This window comes from Streptomyces inhibens, assembly GCF_003389455.1.
Classification (GTDB): domain Bacteria; phylum Actinomycetota; class Actinomycetes; order Streptomycetales; family Streptomycetaceae; genus Streptomyces; species Streptomyces inhibens.
In genome coordinates this window covers 1-21,339 of the sequence record NZ_QUAC01000240.1, presented here as the reverse complement: position 1 = coordinate 21,339, position 21,339 = coordinate 1, and the positions used below count along the sequence as shown (strand labels likewise).

General features: G+C 71.2%; 17 protein-coding genes and 1 pseudogene. 13 read left to right on the top strand and 5 right to left on the bottom strand.

Going from position 1 to position 21,339, the window contains the following annotated elements; translation table 11 throughout:
* Positions 1–244 precede the first annotated feature (244 nt).
* The 5 genes from DY245_RS30905 (at position 245) to DY245_RS30885 (ending at position 5,684) form a co-directional block, all read left to right on the top strand.
* Positions 245–1,090 carry a response regulator transcription factor gene (locus DY245_RS30905; RefSeq protein WP_128510501.1) on the top strand — a complete coding sequence of 282 codons (846 nt, stop codon included), beginning with the start codon at positions 245–247 and terminating at the stop codon, positions 1,088–1,090.
* A gap of 24 nt (positions 1,091–1,114) precedes the next feature.
* Positions 1,115–2,140, top strand: coding sequence for a LacI family DNA-binding transcriptional regulator (locus tag DY245_RS30900; protein WP_128510500.1), 1,026 nt, complete (start codon positions 1,115–1,117; stop codon positions 2,138–2,140).
* Positions 2,141–2,255: 115 nt separating this feature from the next.
* Complete coding sequence (locus tag DY245_RS30895) at positions 2,256–3,299, top strand: S1C family serine protease (RefSeq protein ID WP_128510499.1); 1,044 nt, start codon at positions 2,256–2,258, stop codon at positions 3,297–3,299.
* Positions 3,300–3,477: 178 nt separating this feature from the next.
* On the top strand, positions 3,478–4,215 hold the full coding sequence (locus tag DY245_RS30890) for a response regulator transcription factor (protein WP_128510498.1): 738 nt from the start codon (positions 3,478–3,480) through the stop codon (positions 4,213–4,215).
* A gap of 11 nt (positions 4,216–4,226) precedes the next feature.
* Positions 4,227–5,684: a HAMP domain-containing sensor histidine kinase gene (locus DY245_RS30885; RefSeq protein ID WP_128510497.1), complete on the top strand. Its 1,458-nt coding sequence runs from the start codon at positions 4,227–4,229 to the stop codon at positions 5,682–5,684.
* 39 nt (positions 5,685–5,723) lie between these two features.
* Here the strand turns inward: DY245_RS30885 and DY245_RS30880 are convergent, their stop codons facing one another.
* Positions 5,724–7,094: an LmeA family phospholipid-binding protein gene (locus DY245_RS30880; protein ID WP_128510496.1), complete on the bottom strand. Its 1,371-nt coding sequence runs from the start codon at positions 7,092–7,094 to the stop codon at positions 5,724–5,726.
* A gap of 241 nt (positions 7,095–7,335) precedes the next feature.
* On the opposite strand from DY245_RS30880, the pseudogene DY245_RS30875 reads away from it, so the two are divergent.
* Positions 7,336–8,141, top strand: a pseudogene (locus DY245_RS30875) (SDR family oxidoreductase); the annotation flags it as partial.
* Positions 8,142–8,202: 61 nt separating this feature from the next.
* Here the strand turns inward: DY245_RS30875 and DY245_RS30870 are convergent.
* Both DY245_RS30870 and DY245_RS30865 read right to left on the bottom strand, forming a co-directional pair.
* Positions 8,203–8,649, bottom strand: coding sequence for a DUF3995 domain-containing protein (locus DY245_RS30870; protein ID WP_128510495.1), 447 nt, complete (start codon positions 8,647–8,649; stop codon positions 8,203–8,205).
* Between the two features lie 184 nt (positions 8,650–8,833).
* Positions 8,834–10,645: a bifunctional metallophosphatase/5'-nucleotidase gene (locus DY245_RS30865; RefSeq protein WP_128510494.1), complete on the bottom strand. Its 1,812-nt coding sequence runs from the start codon at positions 10,643–10,645 to the stop codon at positions 8,834–8,836.
* Between the two features lie 155 nt (positions 10,646–10,800).
* On the opposite strand from DY245_RS30865, the gene mshD reads away from it, so the two are divergent.
* A complete protein-coding gene (gene mshD / locus DY245_RS30860) occupies positions 10,801–11,739 on the top strand; it encodes a mycothiol synthase (RefSeq protein WP_128510493.1) in 939 nt (312 codons plus the stop codon).
* Between the two features lie 102 nt (positions 11,740–11,841).
* Here mshD and DY245_RS30855 read toward each other — a convergent pair whose 3' ends face one another.
* Positions 11,842–12,447, bottom strand: a complete 606-nt coding sequence (locus DY245_RS30855) for a GNAT family N-acetyltransferase (protein ID WP_128510492.1) — start codon at positions 12,445–12,447, stop codon at positions 11,842–11,844.
* Between the two features lie 99 nt (positions 12,448–12,546).
* Here DY245_RS30855 and DY245_RS30850 point away from each other — a divergent pair, with 99 nt between their 5' ends.
* The 5 genes from DY245_RS30850 to DY245_RS30830 all read left to right on the top strand — a co-directional run bounded on the left by DY245_RS30850 (position 12,547) and on the right by DY245_RS30830 (position 19,274).
* Positions 12,547–13,698 carry an ATP-binding cassette domain-containing protein gene (locus tag DY245_RS30850; RefSeq protein WP_128510491.1) on the top strand — a complete coding sequence of 384 codons (1,152 nt, stop codon included), beginning with the start codon at positions 12,547–12,549 and terminating at the stop codon, positions 13,696–13,698.
* On the top strand, positions 13,695–14,750 hold the full coding sequence (locus DY245_RS30845) for an ABC transporter permease (RefSeq protein ID WP_128510490.1): 1,056 nt from the start codon (positions 13,695–13,697) through the stop codon (positions 14,748–14,750). Before DY245_RS30850 ends, DY245_RS30845 begins: the two co-directional genes overlap by 4 nt.
* 313 nt (positions 14,751–15,063) lie before the next feature.
* The gene (locus tag DY245_RS30840; RefSeq protein ID WP_128510489.1) at positions 15,064–17,346 is read left to right on the top strand and encodes an RNA degradosome polyphosphate kinase; all 2,283 of its coding nucleotides are present in this window, start codon (positions 15,064–15,066) and stop codon (positions 17,344–17,346) included.
* A gap of 154 nt (positions 17,347–17,500) precedes the next feature.
* On the top strand, positions 17,501–18,763 hold the full coding sequence (locus tag DY245_RS30835; protein ID WP_181923953.1) for a CHAD domain-containing protein: 1,263 nt from the start codon (positions 17,501–17,503) through the stop codon (positions 18,761–18,763).
* Positions 18,764–18,854: 91 nt separating this feature from the next.
* Positions 18,855–19,274, top strand: coding sequence for an NUDIX hydrolase (locus tag DY245_RS30830; protein ID WP_128510487.1), 420 nt, complete (start codon positions 18,855–18,857; stop codon positions 19,272–19,274).
* A 16-nt stretch (positions 19,275–19,290) separates the two neighbouring features.
* Here the strand turns inward: DY245_RS30830 and DY245_RS30825 are convergent, their stop codons facing one another.
* Complete coding sequence (locus tag DY245_RS30825; protein ID WP_128510486.1) at positions 19,291–20,298, bottom strand: aldo/keto reductase; 1,008 nt, start codon at positions 20,296–20,298, stop codon at positions 19,291–19,293.
* Between the two features lie 130 nt (positions 20,299–20,428).
* Between DY245_RS30825 and DY245_RS30820 the strand changes: the two genes are divergently transcribed.
* Positions 20,429–21,328, top strand: coding sequence for a helix-turn-helix transcriptional regulator (locus DY245_RS30820; protein WP_128510485.1), 900 nt, complete (start codon positions 20,429–20,431; stop codon positions 21,326–21,328).
* Positions 21,329–21,339 lie beyond the last annotated feature (11 nt).

The window sequence follows — 21,339 nt, the reverse complement described above, 5'->3', positions numbered from 1 at the left end:
AGCTATTCTGCTGGACAAGAAGGATCCGGGCAGCGTTGCCCCCGGGTCCTTTTGTGCTTTCAGCCACGTGATGCGCGGCTGCGAGGACCGTACGAAGCAGTGCCGCAGACTCCCCCGGCCAAGGCCGGGAGGTGCCCCCCGTCGCAGGGACCGAGGAGGAACCAGACGTCATGGGCGAGCGAAGCAGGCAGGACCGTGAGCAGCCGAGGCTGGACCACGCCGGAAACCGGGTAGGTGATCGGAAGTGAGTTCACTCCTGCTGCTGACCAACGCACTCCAGCCGTCGACGGAGGTGCTCCCGGCGCTGGGCCTGCTGCTGCACAGCGTGCGGGTGGCCCCCGCCGAGGGCCCGGCCCTCATCGACACCCCGGGGGCCGACGTCATACTGATCGACGGCCGCCGTGACCTTCCGCACGTACGGTCGCTGTGCCAGCTGCTGCGGTCCACCGGGCCGGGCTGCCCGCTGGTCCTGGTCGTCACCGAGGGCGGGCTCGCCGCCGTCACCGCCGACTGGGGCATCGACGACGTCATGCTGGACACCGCGGGCCCCGCCGAGGTCGAGGCGCGGCTGCGGCTGGCGATGGGCCGCCAGCAGATCACCACCGACGACGGCCCCATGGAGATCCGTAACGGTGATCTCTCCGTGGACGAGGCGACCTACAGCGCGAAGCTGAAGGGCCGGGTCCTGGACCTGACCTTCAAGGAGTTCGAGCTGCTGAAGTATCTGGCGCAGCACCCGGGCCGGGTCTTCACCCGCGCCCAGCTCCTTCAGGAGGTGTGGGGCTACGACTACTTCGGCGGTACCCGGACGGTCGATGTGCATGTCCGGCGGCTGCGCGCCAAGCTCGGCCCCGAGCACGAGTCTCTGATCGGCACGGTCCGTAACGTCGGCTACCGCTTTGTGACGCCGGAGAAGGCGGAGCGGGCGGCGGACGCCAAGGCCAAGGCCACCGAGGACGCCGCAAAGGCGGCGAATTCCTCCCGTGGCGGTCAGCCGGCGCCGGGGCACGCACCGGAGAGCGGCGACGGCTCCGGGAAGGCCGTCGCCACGAGTGCGGACTCCACGGACGTACGGCCTGCCCGCCGGTAGAGCCACCCGCGTAGACTGCCGCGCGTGGCCAAGGTGACGCGGGATGATGTGGCAAGACTGGCGGGTACATCCACCGCCGTTGTCAGTTACGTCATCAACAACGGACCCCGGCCGGTTGCCCCGGCCACGCGCGAGCGGGTGCTCGCCGCCATCAAGGAGCTCGGCTACCGGCCGGACCGCGTCGCGCAGGCGATGGCGTCCCGCCGTACCGACCTCATAGGCCTGATCGTGCCGGACACCCGGCAGCCGTTCTTCGCGGAGATGGCGCACGCGGTGGAACAGGCTGCCGCCGAGCGCGGGAAGATGGTGCTGGTCGGCAACGCCAACTACCTGGACGAGCGCGAGGTGCACTATCTGCGCGCGTTCCTCGGGATGCGGGTCTCCGGCCTGATCCTGATCAGCCAGGGGCCCAGCGAGCACGCCGCCGCCGAGATCGATGCCTGGGACGCCCGGGTGGTGCTGCTGCACCGCCGGCCGGACGCCATCGACGATGTCGCGGTGATGACGGACGACATCTGGGGCGCGCAGCTGGCCACCCGGCATCTGCTGGAGCACGGACACCCCTACGTCGCCTTCCTCGGCGGTACGGAGGAGACCCCGAAGTCCGGCGACCCGGTCACCGACCACGTCGAGGGCTGGCGGCGGGCCATGCTGGAGTCCGGGAAGTCGGCGGACGGGCGCTACTTCCAGGCGCCCTACAACCGCTACGACGCCTATCAGGTCGCGCTGAAGCTGCTGGCCGGGCCCGATCGGCCGCCGGCCATCATGTGCGCGACCGACGACCAGGCGATCGGTGTGCTGCGGGCCGCCCGTGAGCTGCGGATCGATGTGCCGGGCGAGCTGGCGGTCGCCGGCTTCGACGATGTGAAGGAAGCCGGGCTCACCGACCCGCCGCTGACGACCGTCGCCTCGGACCGCCAGGCGATGGCGCGGGCCGCGGTCGATCTGGTGCTGGACGACGGCCTGCGGGTGGTCGGCTCCCGACGGGAGCGGCTGCGGCAGTTCCCGTCGCGGCTGGTGGTGCGGCGGTCGTGCGGGTGCGGCGGCTGAGGTGACCCGGGCCGGCTGCTGAGGCGGGCGTCTTTATACCGGGCATACCCACTTCTGTTGGGCCTCTCAGGGCGTTCTCAGACGGTTCTCATGGACCGGTCGCAGAGTGATCTCCATGACCGAGAGCTACCGCCGAAGCGGCGATGAGGTACCTGAGATGTCACAGGACCGTCCGTATGCCTACGGCAGCGAGTACGGCCACGACACCACCCGGCAGGCGTACCCGCCGCCGCCCCCGTACGCGCCCGAGCCGCGGCGCCGGGCCCGCCGGCCGGTCGCGCTGATCGCGGCGGTGGCGATCGTCTCCGGTCTCATCGGTGGCGGCAGCGCGGCGCTGATCGCCGGCGCCACCGACCGGTCCACCCAGAACACCGCCTCCACACCGCTCGTCAACGCGGGTAAGAGCAGCGGCAGCGGTGTCTCGGGGGTGGCCAAGGCGGTCAGCCCGGCGATCGTGGAGATCAAGGCGCGCACCACCGGCGGCCAGTCCACCGGGTCCGGCGTGGTCGTCACCAGCAGCGGCGAGATCATCACCAACAATCACGTGGTGTCCGGGGCGAACACGGTGACCGTCACCTTCAGCGACGGCAGCCGGAAGACGGCCAAGGTCGTCGGTACCGACCCCGACAAGGACCTGGCGCTGATCAAGGTCCGCGGTGCCAAGGGTCTGACCGCGGCCTCGCTCGGTGACTCCGACAAGATCGCGGTCGGCGACCAGGTGGTGGCGATCGGCTCGCCCGAGGGTCTCACCGGCTCCGTGACCAGTGGAATCGTCTCCGCCCTCAACCGGGATGTGACCGTCCCCAAGGAGGAGGGCCAGGGGCAGGGCCGGGGCCGGCAGGGCAACCCGGACGACGGCGGTGGCTGGCCGTTCGAGTTCGGCGGCAACCAGTACAACGGCGACACCGGCTCGTCGAAGACCTCGTACAAGGCCATCCAGACCGACGCCTCGCTCAACCCGGGCAACTCCGGTGGCGCCCTGATCAATATGCAGGGACAGATCATCGGCATCAACTCCGCGATGTACTCCCCGAGTTCGGCATCGAGCAGCACGGCGGGCAGCGTCGGTCTCGGCTTCGCCATCCCGATCAACACTGTCAAGGCCGACCTCGACGCGCTGCGCGACGGCGGGAGCGGCGGCAGCAACAGCGGCGTCTGACCGCCCACCCGTCGCCCGCCAGTAGGGGGTCCCCCCAAACTTCGTCCGGGGGGACCCCGATCGCGTCCCCCCTCTCGGATTGCCCGCCGCCGTGCAAGGCTGAAGACCGGCCGTTCGTTCCTCCCCCATGCCTTAAGGGCATGGGAGGTACCCCCATCCACCCGAGGTAGCCACGCACATGAGCCCCGCCGAGCACGGTGATCAGCCCGCCCGCATCCTGATCGTCGACGACGAACCCGCGGTCCGCGAGGCCCTGCAGCGTTCGCTGGCCTTCGAGGGGTACGGGACCGAGCAGGCGGTCGACGGTCTGGACGCGGTCGAGAAGGTCGCGAGCTACGACCCCGAACTGATCGTGCTGGACGTCCTGATGCCCCGTATGGACGGGCTGACCGCCGCCCGCCGACTGCGGGCGAGCGGGGTGACCGTCCCGATCCTGATGCTGACCGCCCGTGACACCGTCGGCGACCGCGTCACCGGGCTGGACGCCGGCGCCGACGACTATCTGGTCAAGCCCTTCGAGCTCGACGAGCTGCTCGCCCGGATCCGCGCGCTGCTGCGCCGCAGCTCGTACGCCGCGGCGGCCGGCGCACAGCCCGAGGAGGGCGAGACGCTGAGCTTCGCCGATCTGCGGATGGACCTGTCGACCCGCGAGGTGACCCGGGGCGGCCGGCGGGTCGAGCTGACCCGCACCGAATTCACGCTGCTGGAGATGTTCCTCGCGCATCCGCGGCAGGTCCTCACCCGTGAGCAGATCCTGAAGGCCGTATGGGGCTTCGACTTCGAGCCCACCTCCAACTCCCTCGATGTGTACGTGATGTATCTGCGCCGCAAGACGGAAGCGGGCGGCGAGCCGCGGCTGGTGCACACCAAGCGGGGGGTCGGGTACGTCCTGCGGGCGGACGGCGGCGCGGAATGAGCGGGAGCGGGATGTCCGGGGGCAACAAAACCGTGCTCGGCGCGCGCCTCGCGCGGCTGCCGCTGCGCTCACGGCTGACCCTGCTGACCGCGGCCGCGGTGGCGGTGGCGGTGGCGGTCTCCGCGCTGGCCTGCTGGCTGCTCACCCGGGCCCAGCTGCGCGACGAGGTGGACAACTCGCTGCGGAACGTCAGCGTCCCGCCGGAGTATCTCCAGGTGACCTACAACAACTGTCAGCCCACCGACCCGACCGAGAACAAGAACGCCCCGCCCTCGTACTACAACGTCCAGATCGTCCAGGTCGACGGTTCGCGCTGTGTGGGGCCCAACTCCCAGCCCGTACGGGTACAGGGCTGGGATCTCGGGGTGGCGCGGGGCGTACAGCGGGACACCCTGCACGACGCGCTCACCGTGGACGGCGCGGACGTCCGGGTGCTGACCAAGCACATCGGCGTGCAGGGCGTGCAGTTCGCGGTGTCCCTCTCGCGCCCGCTGACCGAGGTCAACAGCGCGCTGAACACCCTTGCGGTGCTGCTGGCGGCGGTCGCCGGACTGGGCGTGGTCGGCGCCGGCACGGCAGGACTGGTCATCGCGCGCTCCGGCCTCAAACCGGTGGACCGGCTGACCGACGCCGTCGAGCACGTCGCCCGCACCCAGGACCTGACCATCCGCATCCCGGCCGACGGCGAGGACGAGATCGCCCGGCTCTCCCGCTCCTTCAACTCCATGACCGCGGCGCTGGCCGCCTCACGCGATCTGCAGCAGCAGCTGATCGCGGATGCCGGCCATGAGCTGCGTACGCCGCTGACGTCGCTGCGTACCAACATCGATCTGCTGGTGCGCAGCGAGCAGTCCGGGCGCCCGATCCCGGCCGAGGACAAGGCGGCGCTGCTGGCGTCGGTGAAGGCGCAGATGGGGGAGCTGGCGGCGCTGATCGGCGACCTCCAGGAGCTGTCACGGACCCCGGAGCACGGGCAGAGCGCCGTCGAGGTCGTGGCGCTGCACGACATAGTCGGCTCGGCGCTGGAGCGGGCCCGGCTGCGCGGCCCGTCGCTGACCATCACCGCGGACCTCGAACCCTGGTACGTACGGGCCGAGCCGTCCGGGCTGGAGCGGGCGGTGGTGAACCTGCTGGACAACGCGGTGAAGTTCAGCCCGGCCGGCGGCGCCGTCGAGGTCCGGCTGACGGACGGCGAGCTGACCGTGCGCGATCACGGCCCCGGCATTCCGCAGGACGAACTGCCGCATGTCTTCGAGCGGTTCTGGCGCTCGCCGTCCGCGCGCAGCCTGCCGGGCAGCGGTCTGGGGCTGTCGATCGTGGCGCGTACGGCGGAGCAGGCGGGCGGCGCGGTACGGCTGCGGTCCGCGGACCTCGGCGGCACGGAGGCGGTACTGACCCTGCCGGGCGCGGCGACGCCTCCGCCGCAGATGCCGGGTGAGCCGCCGCGGCCGCCGGAGGACGGGAGCTGACGGGCGGAGGACGGGAGCTGACGGGCGGGGGACGTCCCCCTACTTGGCCGCGTCCCCGAACGGCAGATCCGACCCCGACAGCTCGGCCCGGATGCCGTCCTGCTCGACGGAGATATTGCGCAGCCGGATGTTGCCGGGCGTCTTGGGGAGCTGGAAGGAGAGCGACAGCCGGTCCGCGAGCTCCGGCTTGGTCAGCCCGGAGAGCGTGCCGAGAATCTTCGGGTCGATACCGACCTTCTCCAGCAGCCAGGGGTGGTCCGTCACCACATCGACGAGATTGACCTGCATCAGCTGCTCGATGAAGCGCGGCGACCCGGTCAGCTCGTGCAGCTTCTCCTCGTTGTGGAGCGCCTCCTCGATGTACAGCCGGGGGATGCCGATCCGCTGCGCGATGGCCGGGATGCTCAGCATCGACTTGACCTTGGCGGCCTGCCGGCTCAGCTCGGCGGCGGTCTTGCGGGTCAGCCGCAGGCCCTCCTCCTTGCCGGTGCCGGGCCGGTAGACGGCGATATCGCCGATGTCCAGCCGCATCCGGCTGATGTCGGTGGAGATACCGCGCTCACCGGCCCGCTGGATGCGCGCCTCCGCGCGTACCCGCAATTCATGTCCGGCGATGGGCAGTTGGCCGACCGCGCGGACCGCATTGGGGCCCATTTCGCTGAATTTCACCTGTGAGGCGCCGAGTTCGCGATTCATGTCGTCGAAGGCGAGCAGCACCGTGCCGTGCACCGTGCCGATCGTGGCGCCCTTGATGGAGCTGGGCAGATCGCCGTCGATGCGTACGTCGTTCGCGGTGGCCTCGAATTTCGCCAGCGAAACGCGGTCGGCGGCCAGGTCGGGAATGGTGACCTTCACCTGGTCGACGCGCTTGTCCAAGACCTGGGTGAGGAACGGGAATCCCCGGATGTCGACCTCCGGAGAGGCGGTCAGATGCAGGGAATCCTTCAGCTTTTCCGCGGCCTTGTTCTGCGCGTACAGCACCGCGAACCGGTCGAAGAGGGCCAGGAATGCGGTGCAGACCAGGACCGCGACCAGCAGCTTCAGGGTGCGCGGGACGGCGGCGAAGCGGCTGATGCCGCGCTTTTTGCGCCGGTGGTTCGGCGGTGTCCACGCCTCGTCCTCGTCGTCCGGGCGCAGCCCGAGGCCCAGCGGGTCGTCGCTGGCGTCGCGTTCGTTGAGGTAGGTGCGGCGGCGGTTGGCGCCGAATTCGTCGAACGCGCCGTGTTCCGGCTCGGGTTCAAGCTCCGGTTCGGGGTCGGCGAGGGCAGCCAGATCGGCGTACGGATTGACCGTCGGAAGGTCTCTGGTGTCGCCGCGGGAGTCGTCCTGGGCGCCCGGTACGGGGGAATGGGGGTGGTACGGAGCGGCGGGCGAGGGCGAGGGTGAAGATATGCGTGTGGGGGTTCGCATCCGAACATTCCACCATGAGCGGGACCCTTGAACGCAAGCTGAACCGGTAGTAAGTGAGATACGCGATGCTTGTGCCGCCGGTCTTGGTGAAAAATTGCCTTGCTTGTGGGGCGAACTGAACTACCGTCACATCTCTTGGTGACCTGGACGGGCGGCATACGCCTTGTCCCTGTCCGTCGTTCCTTGTCCGTCTTCTGCGTACGACGACCGGAAGACGGTCGTTTTCTTCGAGGGGGCATTCATGATCGTGGTAACCGGAGCAACCGGCAATATCGGCCGCAGCCTTGTCGGCCGGCTTCTCGCGGAGGGCGCCGCGGTACGCGCGCTGACCCGCGATCCGGCGCGCGCCGGTCTGCCGGCCGAGGCCGAGGTGGTCCGCGCCGACCTCACCGGCGCGGACGGCCTCGCACCGCTGCTGGCCGGCGCGGAGGCGCTGTTCCTCAATCTCGCGGCCGGCGGTGACCGGGCCGCGACGGCGGTGCTCGACGCCGCCGTCAAGGCCGGGGTCCGCCGGATCGTCCTCAACTCCTCGATGGCGGTGACCGATACGCCGGCCGACGACACCAACCACATCGCCCGGATGCACGCCGTTCTGGAGCGCGCGGTGCGCGACTCCGGCCTGGAGTGGACCTTTGTCCGCGGCGGCAACTACTCCACCAACACGCTCGCCTGGGCCCCGTCGATCCGCGAGTCCGGTGTGGTCCGCGATGCGCACCCGGGCGCCCAGGGCGTCCCCGTCCACGAGGCCGACCTCGCGGACGTCGCCGCCGTCGCGCTGCTGGACCGCAGCGGTGCGCACCAGGGCCAGGCCTATCTGGTCACCGGCCCGGAGGTGGTGACCATCGCCGAGCAGGTCGCCGAGATCGGCCGGGCGATCGGGCGCGAGACCCGGGTCGAGCAGATCTCCGAGGAGGAGGCGGCCGAGGCGATGTCCGGGCCGCACTTCCCCAAGGAGGCCGCGCTGGAACTCGTCAAGCGGTTCGGGGAGATGGTCGACGCACCGTCGTTCCCCGTCTCGGACGTCGTCGAGCGGGTCACCGGCCACCCNGGACGTCGTCGAGCGGGTCACCGGCCACCCGGGCCGGACGTTCGCCCAGTGGGCGCGGGATCACGCCGCCGACTTCTCCTGAACGGGCCGGCCGCCGGTACCCCCGGCGGCCGGCAGGCCCCGCTGGTGCAGCACGACCAGCGGCAGCATCACCATCGCTCCCACGAAGAAGTACGTATTGATCGCCATCCCCGTCCAGAGGTCCCCGGACGAGAGTTCGGCCGGCCGGTCCGCCGGCCCGAGCGGGCCGTACGGGGTGAGCCCGGTGACCGTCGTGATGTTCTCGACGAGGCCCGGCACACCCCGTACGACCAGCAGGACCGCCCCGAACCACAGAGGCAGCCGCACCAGCGGTGCCGGGAGCCGGCGGCCCCAGGGCCGTACCGTCGCCAGCGCCAGGACCGCGCCGGCCGCCGACATCCCCGTGATCAGCCCGTCGTAGGCGAGGAACCCCCACACGGGCACGTCGTCCGCATCGCCCCTCGCCGACCGGTGGTCGATGCCCATCCACAGATGCCAGACGAACGACGCCGTCAGCCGGCCGAAGGCCGCGTACGCCCAGAACCTCGTCCGCCGCCGGAGAGCGGGGTGGGGCTTCCTCTCGTGGTGACCGGGCGGAGCGTGAAGGCCCGGCCGGTCAACGAGAGGAAGCCCCGGTGGGCTACAGGGAGCCCCGGTCGGTAGCGGTGGGCTACTTCACGACCGTGATGCGGTCCGCCTTCGGCGGGGTGAGCGGGCCGTCCGCCGAGGAGTGGGCGGTCAGGTAGCCGGTGAAGGCGTCGAGGTCGGAGGGGCCGACGTACTTGTTCTTGCCCTCCTTGAAGGCGGCGAAGCCGTCACCGCCGCCGGCCAGGAACTCGTTCATGGCGACGCGGTAGGTCTTGGCCGGGTCGATCGCGACGCCGTCCAGCTTGACCGAGTCCTTGACGACGCGGTCGGCGCCGGACTTGGTCATGTCCAGGGTGTAGGTCAGGCCCCTGGAGACCTGGAGGATCTTCGGGGAGGCCTGGTTCGCGCCGCTGACCTGCTGCTGGAGTCCGGTCAGCAGCTGGGCGCCGGTGAGGTCGATGACGTTCATCATGTTGGTGAAGGGCTGGACGGTGAACGCCTCGCCGTAGGTGACCACGCCGTCGCCCTCCGATCCGGACGCCTTGAAGGCGAGGTCGGAGCGGATGCCGCCGGGGTTCATCAGGGCGAGCTGGGCGCCGCCCTTGTCGGCGGCCTTGGTGGCCTCCAGCTGGGCGTCGGAGATGACATCGCCGAGCGGTGACTCGGGGGCGTTCGCGCCGCGGCCCGCGATATCGGCGGAGATATGGCCGACGGGGCGGCCGGCGACCGGTGCGGCCAGCTTGTTCCAGCGGGCGATCAGGGACGTCATGTCCGCGGCCTTGGGCTGGGTGCGGTCGACGACGTGGTTGACCGCGCCGGGCGCCTTGACGCTGGTCCGCACGATGTCGCGGGTGCGACGGTCGTAGGTCAGCGTGGTGTCGGTGTAGAGCTTGCCGTAGGACGCGGCGGAGGTGACGGTGCGCGGCCTGCCGGACGGGTCGGGGATGGTGCAGGTGTAGGCCTGATGGGTGTGGCCGGTGACCAGCGCGTCGACCGAAGGCGTGACGTGCTTGGCGATCTCGGTGATCGGGCCGGAGATGCCGTCGCCGGGGCCGGGGCTGTCGCAGTTGTAGTTGTACGAGGTGGAGGCGGGCAGTCCGCCTTCGTGGATGAGGGCGACGATCGCCTTCACGCCCTGCCGGTTGAGGACCTTGGCGTACTTGTTGATCGTCTCGACCTCGTCGTGGAACTTCAGGCCCTTGACGCCGTCGGCGTTGACGATGTCCGGGGTGCCCTCCAGCGTCACCCCGATGAAGCCGATCTTGACGCCCTTGTGCTTCCAGACGGTGTACGGCTTCAGCAGCGGTTTGCCGGTCTTCTCGTCGGTGACATTGGCGGTGAGATACGGGAAGCCGGCGCCCTGGAACTTCTTGCCGTCCTCGTAGCAGCCGTCCTTCGGGTGGCAGCCGCCGTTCTGGAGGCGGGTCAACTCGGTCCGGCCCTCGTCGAATTCATGGTTGCCGACGGAGGTGACGTCCAGGCCCAGCTTGTTCATGGCCTCGATGGTCGGTTCGTCGTGGAACAGACCGGACAGCAGCGGGCTGGCGCCGACCAAGTCGCCGGCCGCCGCGGTGACCGAGTAGGGGTGGCCCTTACGGGCCGTCCGCAGGGACTGGGCGAGGTACTCGACTCCGCCCGCCGGGACGGCCTTCTTGCTGCCGTCCGGCTGGAGCTCCTCGACCGTGCCGGAGGAGCCCTGGGGCGGTTCGAGGTTGCCGTGGAAGTCGTTGAAGGAGAGCAGCTGCACATCGACGGTGCGGCCGGCGCGGTCGGTGTGGCTGCTGTCGGCGCCGGCCGGCAGCGCGGTGGCGGTGACCCCGGCGGCTGCCGCCATCACGGCGGCTGCGATCGTCAATCTGCGTACTCTGCGGCGCCGTTGCGGTGTCGCTGTCATCTGTTCCCCTCCTGGATGGTCCTGAGCGGACGGCAGCATATTGTCGACGCGCGTAGCGCAACAGGGGGTGCCGGGTTACGAGCTGGTTGCCGGGGATCGGCGGACGGCGGCGCCGAGTGACGCGCCCGGGCCCGGCGGAGTCGTACGCTTCACGCATGACTGACGCTGCACAGGAGAAGGGCCGGGCCGGCCGCAGGATCCAGGTGGTGGACGAGCTGGCGCCGGAAGGGGCCGAGGCCGTCCTCGAACTGATCGAGCGGGCCGCGCGTACGGACGGGCAGCCTGCCGTGTCCGAGCAGGGGCGGCTGCAGCTGCGGGGTGGGAAGCGCGAGGGCGTGTGCCATGTGCTGGTGTACGCCCCGGGGGACGAGGGCGAGGAACTGGTCGGGTACGGCCAGCTGGAGGACACCGACCCGGTGGAGGCACCGGCCGCCGAATTGGTGGTGCACCCCGGTTACCGCGGCCGCGGGCACGGCCGGGCGCTGGGCTGCGAGCTGCTGGAGCAGTCCGGGCGCCGGGTGCGCGTCTGGGCGCACGGCGGGCATCCGGCCGCCCGGCACCTCGCCCAGACCCTGGGGCTGACGATGTTCCGGGAGCTGCGGCAGATGCGGCGCTCGCTGGCGGATCTGGAGCTGGCGGAGCCGGTGCTCCCCGAAGGGGTGTCCGTACGGACCTTCCAGCCGGGTACCGATGACGCGGCCTGGCTGGAGGTGAACGCGGAGGCGTTCGCGCACCACCCCGAGCAGGGCTCGCTGACCCAGCGCGACCTGGACGCCCGCAAGGCGGAGGACTGGTTCGACCCGAAGGGCTTCTTCCTGGCGGAGGAGGGCGGGCGGCTGGCCGGCTTCCACTGGACCAAGGTGCACGCCGACGAGGGCCTCGGTGAGGTCTATGTGCTCGGGGTGCGGCCGGGCGCGCAGGGCGGCGGCCTGGGCAAGGCGCTGACCTCGATCGGACTGCGGCATCTGGCCGGGCAGGGGCTGCCGACGGCGATGCTGTACGTGGACGCGGACAATGTGGCGGCGGTGAGTGTGTACGAGCGGATGGGGTTCGTCACGCACGAGACGGATCTGATGTACCGCTCGGAGACGTGAGACCGCAGAGAGCGGATAGGGAGACAACGCACCGCGGGGCGGGCCTACGAGGCTCCGCCCCGCGTGTGCATCTTCCGGCGGGTCAGCCGGCTCCGGCTCCCGCTACAGCTCTCCCCGCTGTGCCCGCCACTCGCGCGCCAGCATCGCGTAGACGACCTCGTCGGTCCATTCGCCGTCGAGGAACTCGTTCTCCCGCAGATGGCCCTCGCGGCGCATCCCCAGCCGCTCCAGCAGATTCGCCGAGGCGGTGTTGCGGCCGTCCAACTCGGCCTGGATGCGGTGGAGTTGCAGCTCCTCGAAGCCCAGCTTCAGCAGTGCCCTGGCGGCTTCCGTGGCGTAGCCGTGGCCGGCGTGGTCGGGGTTGAAGACATAGCCGATGCCGCCCTGGCGGTGTTCACGGCTGGTCCAGACGAAGGTGACATCGCCGACCAGGGTGCCCGTCTCGCGGGCGACGACGGCGAGCTGGAGGATGTCGCCGGGCTCGCGCAGCGTCGTGCGGGTGGACTTGGTGGCGACGGAGGCCCGTGATTCGGCCTCGTCGAAGGGGCCCCAGTAGAGGTAGCGGCAGACCTCGGGGCGGCGCTGATAGGTGTGGATCGCGGCGAAGTCGTCGTGGGTGACCGGGCGCAGATCCAGTCGCTCGGTGCGTATCGGGTAGTCGGGCGTGTACGGCAGCGACGGCGTCGTGAGTGCGGAGGGTGTGGGCACGCGGTCAGCGTACGCAGTGGAGGTTGACAGGTGCAGCCCACTTCCCCCACCCTTTCACTACTTAATTAGTGGAATGGCTCAGGGGGAGAGGCGCGGCCGATGTACAGGGGCGAGGCGACCGGTCGGGCGTCGGGGCACACCGCGATCGAGGCGATCGGCCTCGGCAAGCGGTACCGCCGCCGTTGGGCGCTGCGCGACTGCACCTTCCGGCTGCCGGCCGGCCGTATCTGCGCACTGGTCGGCCCCGCCGGCGCCGGCAAGAGCACACTGCTCGCGCTCGCGTCCGGGCTGACCCGCCCCACCGAGGGCACCGTACGCGTCTGTGGTGCGGGCCCGGCCACCCCCGACGGCCGCGCCCGGGTCGCCCATGTCACCCAGGGCCGGCCGCTCTACCCCCGGCTGACGGTCGCCGAGACGCTGCGCCTGGGCCGCGAACTCAACCCCGGCCGCTGGAACCAGCGGTGCGCCGAGCAGATCGTGTACGACGGCCGGGTGCCGCTGGACGCCCGCGTCGGCACCCTCTCCGGCGAGCAGCGCACTCATCTCGCGCTCGCCCTCGCCTTCGCCAAGGACCCCGAACTGCTGCTGCTCGACGAGCTTCCCCCCTACCCCGGACGGGCAGGGGCTGGGCTGTCCCGGGCGGCGGCCGGGCGGGTGCCCCCGTCCGGCCCCGATCCGCTCGTACGGCACCGGATCGCCGCGCTGCTGCTGGCCCGGGCCGCCGAGCACGGCACCACCGTCGTGCTGTCCTCGCATCTTCTCGCCGAGCTGGACGGGGTCTGTGACTATCTGCTGGTGCTGGGCGGCGGCCGGGTACGGCTCGCGGGCGAGGTCGATGACGTCATCGGGGCGCACACCTTGGTGATGGGGCCGCGCCGGGGCGATGCGCTGCCGCCCCGGATTGCCGCGCACACCGTCGTCGAGGCCCGGATGACGGACAGTCAGTTCACTGCCGTCGTACGGCGGCAGGGGACGGTCGCCGCCGGGCCCTGGGAGGCCGTGGAGCCGTCCCTGGAAGAACTTCTGCTCGCGTATCTGCGTGCGCCCGACGCACCCGAGCTGATCGCGCCGAGCGCCGAGCCGGTCTCACCCCGGCTGCGCCGCCGACCCGGCAACAAGCCCGGTATCCCCGGTATGCCGCGCAACGGGCCGTCCGCCCGTCCGGACCTGCCGCCCGTCCGGCACGGCCCTCCGGGCGGCGCGGCACACACAGAGCACGACCACCACAGCGGCAAGGGAGCGGCGGCATGAGCACCACGGCACATCTCGGAGCGAGCGGGCGCGGAGGCACCGCGCACGACGCGGGCGATACGGACGGGCGGCGGGCGGCCGCCGGACGCGCACCGCTGCGCGGTCTGGCCTGGCTGGTCTGGCGGCAGCACCGGCTGGTCTTCGGTGTGCTGTTCGCCGCCACGGTCGCCGGCGCGGTCTGGTGCACGGTGCTGCGCGGACAGATGGCCGGGTTCATCGACGCCCACCACATCGCCGGCTGCTCGGAGATCTCCCTCGTCCCGCGCTGCGAGGGCACCCAGGCGGCGGTCACCGAATTCCGCACCGCCTACCGATCCAACCTGCAACTCGTGGAGGTGGGGCTGCTGTTGCTCCCCGCGCTGATCGGTCTGTTCATCGGCGCACCGCTGATCGCCCGCGAGCTGGAGGCCGGCACCCACAAGCTCATCCTGACCCAGTCGGTCGGCCCGCTGCGCTGGCTGGCGGCGAAGATCGCGCTGCCCGCGCTGGTGGTGCTCGCCGCCACCACGGCGCTGTCGCTGGTCTTCGGCTTGCTCTGGCAGGTCGGCGGCGACGAGGTCTCCGGCTCCTACTGGTACTCGACCGCCGGCTTCAGCTCGCTCGGCCCGGTGCCCGTCGCCTACGCCCTGCTGGGCCTCGCGGTCGGGGTGCTGGCCGGCCTGCTGCTGCGCCGTACGGTGGTCTCGATGGCCGTCACACTGACCGCAATGGCCGTGGTGCAGTTTGCGTTCACGCAGCTCAGGCCGCATCTGATGCCGGTCGTCACGACCAAGTTCGGCCGTGGCGAGTCGGCCCAGCTGCCGGACGACGGCTGGCTCGTGGCGCAGGGGAGCTACACCGGCTCCGGCGGCCGGGTGCCCGACACCGCGTGCCAGCCGTACAGCGATTACGAAGCCTGTCTGCGCAAGCACGATGTGGTCGGCCAGTACATGGACCAGCACCCGGTGTCGCATCACTGGCCGCTGGCATGGATCGAGTCCGGGATCGTCCTTGCGGTGGCGGGGGTGCTGACCGTGATCGCCTTCCGGGTGATGCGGCGCCGGCACGGCTGAGACGGTTCGCGGAATTCACTTCCGGGAATTGTGGTGTGTGGACAAGGGCCGGACGCGGGGCACAATGGCTGTCAGAGGGGAGGCACCGGAAGCCGGTCCTCCGCGGCGGCGGCCGCTCTCCGGCCCGGGACGGCCCCTCGCCCGTAGTACCCCGCTTGCCTGTCCGCCATATCCGCGTTACCGGCGATTCAATGTTGCTTGCGAGCATCACTGAATGCAGCCCGCTGTGCCGAACGTCCCGAACCCGAGGCTCCACCTCGCGCCGCCGCCTCCTGACGCGCCTGGAACCCCCGAGGCGCGGAAGAATAAGGCCATGAACCAGCAGCCCAGCGCTCAGGCACAGGTCCAGCCCGAGATGCCGACCCCGAAGCCCCCGCAGGCCCAGGCCCCCGCGGCCCAGCCTTCCGTGGGCTCCATCGCCGCGCACCGCCCGCACGCGGTCCGTGGGACGGTGCCCGGCCTGGAGCCCGACCTGGACGCCGATCCCGATGCGTACGTGGACGAGGGCGTGGTGGGCGCGGACGGCGAGGAGCTGCCCAGCGGCCGTTTCCTGGACCGTGAGCGCAGCTGGCTGGCCTTCAACGAGCGGGTGCTCGAACTGGCCGAGGACCCGGCCACACCCCTCCTCGAACGGGCGAACTTCCTTGCGATTTTCGCCAGCAACCTGGACGAGTTCTTCATGGTCCGGGTGGCCGGACTCAAGCGACGGATAGCCACCGGCGTCGCCACCCGCTCCGCGTCCGGGCTCCAGCCCCGTGAGGTGCTGGAGGGGATCTGGACGCGCTCGCGCGAGCTCATGGCCCGGCACGCCGCCTGCTACCAGCAGGACATCGCCCCCGAGCTCGCCGACCAGGGCATTCATCTGATCCGCTGGCCGGAGCTGACCGAGAAGGAGCAGGCCCGCCTGTTCACCCTCTTCCGCCAGCAGATCTTCCCGGTGCTCACCCCACTGGCGGTGGACCCGGCGCACCCGTTCCCGTACATCTCCGGCCTCTCGCTGAATCTGGCCGTCGTCGTACGCAACCCGGTCAGCGGTCACGACCACTTCGCGCGGGTCAAGGTGCCGCCGCTGCTCTCCCGCTTCCTGGAGGCCTCCCCGCAGCGCTACGTCCCCATCGAGGACGTGATCGCCGCCCACCTGGAGGAGCTGTTCCCGGGGATGGAGGTGCGCGCGCACCACATGTTCCGGGTCACCCGCAACGAGGACCTGGAGGTCGAGGAGGACGACGCGGAGAACCTTCTCCAGGCGCTGGAGAAGGAGCTCATGCGGCGGCGCTTCGGGCCGCCGGTCCGCCTGGAGGTCGAGGAGTCCATCGACCCGGCCGTGCTCGATCTGCTCGTCCAGGAACTGAAGGTCTCCGACGCCGAGGTCTACCCGCTGCCCGGCCCGCTGGATCTGACCGGGCTCTTCGGGATCGGCGCGCTGGACCGGCCCGAGCTCAAGTACCCCAAGTTCGTCGCCGGCACCCACCGTGACCTCGCCGAGGTGGAATCGGCGTCCGCGCCGGACATCTTCGCCGCCCTGCGCGCCCGCGACGTGCTCCTCCACCACCCCTACGACTCCTTCTCCACCTCCGTGCAGGCGTTCCTGGAGCAGGCCGCCGGAGACCCGGACGTGCTCGCGATCAAGCAGACGCTCTACCGCACCTCCGGCGACTCGCCGATCGTGGACGCCCTGATAGACGCCGCGGAATCCGGCAAGCAGGTCCTCGTCCTCGTCGAGATCAAGGCGCGCTTCGACGAGCAGGCCAACATCAAGTGGGCGCGGAAGCTGGAGGAGTCCGGCTGCCATGTCGTCTACGGCCTGGTCGGCCTCAAGACGCACTGCAAGCTCTCGCTGGTCGTCCGCCAGGAAGGCGAGATGCTGCGCCGCTATTCCCATGTGGGGACCGGCAATTACCACCCCAAGACGGCCCGGCTCTACGAGGACCTCGGCCTGCTGACCGCCGACCCACAGGTCGGCGCCGACCTCTCCGACCTCTTCAACCGGCTCAGCGGCTACTCCCGGCGCGAGACCTACCGCCGGCTGCTGGTCGCTCCCAAGTCGCTGCGGGACGGCCTCATACAGCGCATCACCAAGGAGATCGCGCACCAGCAAGCCGGCCGCCCCGCCTACGTCCGTATCAAGGTCAACTCGATGGTCGACGAGGCCGTCATCGACGCGCTCTACCGCGCCTCACAGGCCGGTGTCCCGGTCGAGGTGTGGGTGCGCGGCATCTGCGCACTGCGCCCGGGAGTCCCCGGCCTGAGCGAGAACATCCGCGTCCGCAGCATCCTCGGCCGCTTCCTGGAACACTCCCGGGTCTTCGCCTTCGGCAACGGTGGCGAGCCCGAAGTGTGGCTGGGCAGCGCCGACATGATGCACCGGAATCTGGACCGGCGGATCGAGGCACTGGTGCGGGTCAGCGACCCGGCGCACCGCGCCTCCCTCAACCGGCTGCTGGAGACAGGGATGTCGGACTCCACGTCCTCCTGGCACCTGGGCCCGGACGGCGACTGGACCCGGCAGGCGGTGGACGCGGACGGCGCGCCGCTGCGCAACGTACAGGAAATGCTCATTGACGCCCGGAGGCGCCGGCGTGGCCCAGCGACATGACCAGCCGACCGGGGGGCCGGCCGGTCTCATCGGTACCGGATACGAGCTCGGCGGGGCGCCCGGAGCCCGTTCCGCGGTGGTGGACGGGCCGTACGGAGGCGATGACGGGACATACGGGCCGGGCGGCGCTCGGTACGGGCCACAGGGGGTGGGCATGCGGGACGACAGCGACGGCGGCACCGGACTCGCCGCCCGTACGGCCGAGGAGGTGCTCGCCGGCTATCTGCACCAGCAGTCCGCGGACTTCCTGCGCAGTCTGCGGCTGCACCGCGAGAGCGGCTCGGACGCGGAGGGCGCCGGTGAGGCCGCCCGGCAGCTGCGCCGCGCGGCCCGCCGGATCAGCGCCACCCTGCACACCTTCCGGCCGCTGACCGAGGAGGCCTGGGCCGACCAACTCCTGTCCGAACTGGGCTGGTTGTCCGGCGCACTGGCTCGCGAACACGCCTGCGCGGCCCGCCGCGACCGGCTGATGGCGGCGCTGCAGCGGCTGACGGGGCGCGGAGAGCGGAACGAGCGGAACGAGCGGGGCGACGGCGGGGACCGGGGAGAGCTGGGGGACAAGGGGGCACGGGGGAAACGGGGCGACCGCAGGACTGCGCGCCCGGCCGCAGGATCGTCCGCCGCCACGTCCCGCGGCGCGTACGCCGGTTCACCGCTCGGCCCGTCCGCCGCGTCGTCCGCGGCCTCCCCCTCCTCCACCCGTTCGTCTTCCGGTTCGTCTTCCGGTTCGTCTTCCGGTTCGTCTTCCGGTTCGTCTTCCGGTTCTGGTTCCGGCGCGGGCTCCGCCGCCGAAGCCGATTCCGACGGCGCGCTGTCGGCCGGCGCCGCGCGGGCCGGGGCGCTGCTGGACCGCCAGCTCACCCTCGCCCGCACCCGCGCCCACTCCGCCGCGCTCCAGGCGCTGGGCTCCTCCCGCTTCCATGCCGTCGCCGACTCCGTGGCGGTGCTCGCCTCCGAGGCGCCGCTGGCCCGTACGGCCGCGGATCTGCCGGCCGCCGAGGCGCTGCCGCCACTCGCCGAGCAGGCGCACCGGCGCCTCGCCGAGGCCGTCGCCGGGCTGCCGCTCTCGCGCGCGGGATACCCGTACAACGCCGAGGCGCTGTCCGCCGACCACCGCCAGGACGCGCCCTGGCACCAGGTCCGGCTCCTGGTGCGGCTGAGCCGCTACGCCCAGGAGGTGATCGCGGCGGAGTACCCGGATCACCGGCTGGCGGAGGCCGGCCGGGCGCTGGAGTGGCACCGGGACGCCGCGGAGGCCGCCGCCGCTGCCGCCGCCGCGGCCCGTACGCCCAGGATCGCGCCGTCCACCGCGTACGCGCTGGGCGTGCTGCACGCCGATCAGCGGCACCAGGTGGAGGCGGCCCGGTTCGCCTTCGGCCGGGTATGGCTCGCGCGCGTGGCGGAGCGGACGGCCTGAGGGGGACGGAAGGCATGATCGGACAGCGGGCATGACCGGGCAGCCGGCATGACGGGACAGAAAAGCTGCGATGCGGGAGAGAGATGAGGTTGTGACAGTTCCTCAGAAGCCGGTAAGGGCAGCGGGGTGTGTGCTGTGGCGCCGCGCGGCGTCCGAGGACGGACTGGAGATCGCGCTCGTACACCGTCCCAAGTACGGCGATTGGTCCCACCCCAAGGGAAAGCTGAAGCGCGGCGAGGACGCGCTGGCCGGGGCGGTGCGCGAAGTGGCGGAGGAGACCGGCATGGACTGCCGGCCCGGCGCCCCGCTCCCTACCGCTCACTACCTCGCCAACGGCCGTGCCAAGCAGGTTCGTTACTGGGCCGCCGAGGCGGTCGCCGGTGCCTTCGTGCCCAATAGTGAGGTCGACCGCCTGCTCTGGCTGTCGCCCGCCGAGGCACGTTGTTACCTCACCCATGAGCGGGACCGGCCCCTGGTCGACGCGCTGCTCGCCGCGCTGCATCTGGCCTGAGGCCGGCCCTCCTGGCTCAGCGGCGGCGCAGCGCCGGGTCGGCCACGGCCGGCGGTACGTAGTAGTTGTCCGCCCGGTTGAGGTCGGTGCCCGGCGGCACGATCGCGTCGATGCGGTCCATGACGTCGGCGTCGAGCTTCACCTCGGAGCCCTCCAGCATGCTGTCGAGCTGGTCGAGGGTGCGCGGGCCGATGATCACGGACGTCACCGCCGGGTGGGACCGTACGAACCCGGTCGCCAGATGCGGCAGTGACAGACCGGCCTCGGCCGCGACCTTGGACAGTGCGCCGACCGCCTCCGCCTTGCGGGCGTTCTCCGGGATCGAGAGGTCGAACTTCAAGGTCTCCAGACCGGCCCGCGAACTGGTCGACAGATCCCGCCCGGACAGCCAGCCCGCGCTGAGCGGACCCCAGGTCAGCACGCCCATCCCGTAGCGCTGCGTGGTCGGCAGCACCGCGTTCTCCACGCCCCGCGCCAGCATCGAGTACGGCGGCTGCTCGGTGCGGAAGCGGAGATGGCCGCGGCGCTCGGCGGTCCACTGTGCCTCGACGATCTGCTCCGCGGGGAAGGTCGAGGAGCCGATCGCCCGCACCTTGCCGGACCGTACGAGGTCGGAGAGCGCGGAGAGCGTCTCGTCGATGTCGGTGGCCGGGTCGGGGCGGTGCACCTGGTAGAGGTCGATGTAGTCGGTGTCCAGCCGGCGCAGGCTGTCCTCCACCGCGCGCACGATCCAACGCCGGGAGTTGCCGCCGTGGTTGGCATCCGGGCCCATCGAGTTGAAGAACTTCGTGGCGAGGACGACGTCCTCGCGGCGCCCCCTGAGCGCCTTGCCGACGATCTCCTCGGACTCGCCCGCGGCGTAGATGTCCGCGGTGTCGACGAAGTTGATACCGGCGTCCAGCGCACGGTGCACGATCCGTACGCAGTCGTCGTGATCGGTGTTGCCCCAGGCGCCGAGCATCATCGCGCCCAGCGCGTACTCGCTGACCGAGATGCCGGTACCGCCGAGGGTTCTGCGCTGCATGAGCTGCTCCTTATGGGAAGGCGAATTCTCAGGAGCACCACCTTGCTGTCCGTACGCGGAGGGCACCAGGCCCGTCACAGCCTGGGTCCGGCGGAACCACCCAACCGGCCGTGCGTCGCATACTGGACCGATGCTGCACGCGGAAATCGAGATCAGCTCGTTCCTCAAGGCGCGTCGCGCCGCCCTCGACCCGGCCGACCTCGGCCTGCCCGGCGGGATCAACCGCCGCCGGGTGCGTGGGCTGCGGCGCGAGGAGGTCGCCCAGCTCGCCGGCATCAGCGTCGACTACTACACCCGGATCGAACAGGGCCGTGCGCCCGCCATCTCCGACTCCGTCCTGGACGCCATCGCGCGGGCGCTGCGGCTGTCCGACGGCGAGGTGACCTATCTGCGCAATATCGCCGTACCCCGGCGCCGGGCTGCGGCGGACTGCTGCGGCGTACCCGGCTCCGGGCAGACCGTACGGCCCGAGATCCAGCAGCTGCTGGACGCCATGGAGAGCACCGTCCCGGCCCTCGTCATCGGCCGCGGCCTGGACATCCTGGCCTGGAACACGCTCGGCGGCCGGGTCGCCTTCGACCTGGAGGCGCTCGCCCCGGACCGCCGGAACACCGCGCTGCTGGTCTTCCTCGACCCGGTGGCGCGGGCCCTGCACCCCGACTGGGAGGGGAAGGCCGTGGAGGTGGTCGGCAATCTGCGCGCCGACAGCGGCCGGCACCCGGACGACCCTCGGATCTGCGAGGTGGTCAATGAACTCCTCGCACGCAGCACGGACTTCCGGCGGATCTGGGAGACGCAGTCGGTGCACGAGTGTCTGCGCGGCACCAAGCGCATCCTGCATCCGCACGTCGGCGAGCTCCAGGTCACCTTCGAGAGCTTCCGGCTGAGCACCGACCCGGACCAGGCCCTGGTGACGTACACGGCCCCGCGTGGATCGGAGACGGAACGGCGGCTGCGGGAGCTGGCGAGGGCCGGCGGGCCGGCCGCGGCTGCGCGGCCGGCCCAGGTGGCTTCGGCCGGGGCGGCCTAGCGCGGGGCTTC

Bases quoted from the DNA above. Each gene is read 5' to 3' on its own strand.
- DY245_RS30895 (WP_128510499.1), top strand. From the start codon at position 2,256: ATGACCGAGAGCTACCGCCGAAGCGGCGATGAGGTACCTGAGATGTCA.
- DY245_RS30890 (WP_128510498.1), top strand. From the start codon at position 3,478: ATGAGCCCCGCCGAGCACGGTGATCAGCCCGCCCGCATCCTGATCGTC.
- DY245_RS30885 (WP_128510497.1), top strand. From the start codon at position 4,227: ATGTCCGGGGGCAACAAAACCGTGCTCGGCGCGCGCCTCGCGCGGCTG.
- DY245_RS30880 (WP_128510496.1), bottom strand. From the start codon at position 7,094: ATGCGAACCCCCACACGCATATCTTCACCCTCGCCCTCGCCCGCCGCT.
- DY245_RS30870 (WP_128510495.1), bottom strand. From the start codon at position 8,649: ATGGGCATCGACCACCGGTCGGCGAGGGGCGATGCGGACGACGTGCCC.
- DY245_RS30865 (WP_128510494.1), bottom strand. From the start codon at position 10,645: ATGACAGCGACACCGCAACGGCGCCGCAGAGTACGCAGATTGACGATC.
- mshD (WP_128510493.1), top strand. From the start codon at position 10,801: ATGACTGACGCTGCACAGGAGAAGGGCCGGGCCGGCCGCAGGATCCAG.
- DY245_RS30850 (WP_128510491.1), top strand. From the start codon at position 12,547: ATGTACAGGGGCGAGGCGACCGGTCGGGCGTCGGGGCACACCGCGATC.
- DY245_RS30845 (WP_128510490.1), top strand. From the start codon at position 13,695: ATGAGCACCACGGCACATCTCGGAGCGAGCGGGCGCGGAGGCACCGCG.
- DY245_RS30840 (WP_128510489.1), top strand. From the start codon at position 15,064: ATGAACCAGCAGCCCAGCGCTCAGGCACAGGTCCAGCCCGAGATGCCG.
- DY245_RS30835 (WP_181923953.1), top strand. From the start codon at position 17,501: ATGCGGGACGACAGCGACGGCGGCACCGGACTCGCCGCCCGTACGGCC.
- DY245_RS30825 (WP_128510486.1), bottom strand. From the start codon at position 20,298: ATGCAGCGCAGAACCCTCGGCGGTACCGGCATCTCGGTCAGCGAGTAC.
- DY245_RS30820 (WP_128510485.1), top strand. From the start codon at position 20,429: ATGCTGCACGCGGAAATCGAGATCAGCTCGTTCCTCAAGGCGCGTCGC.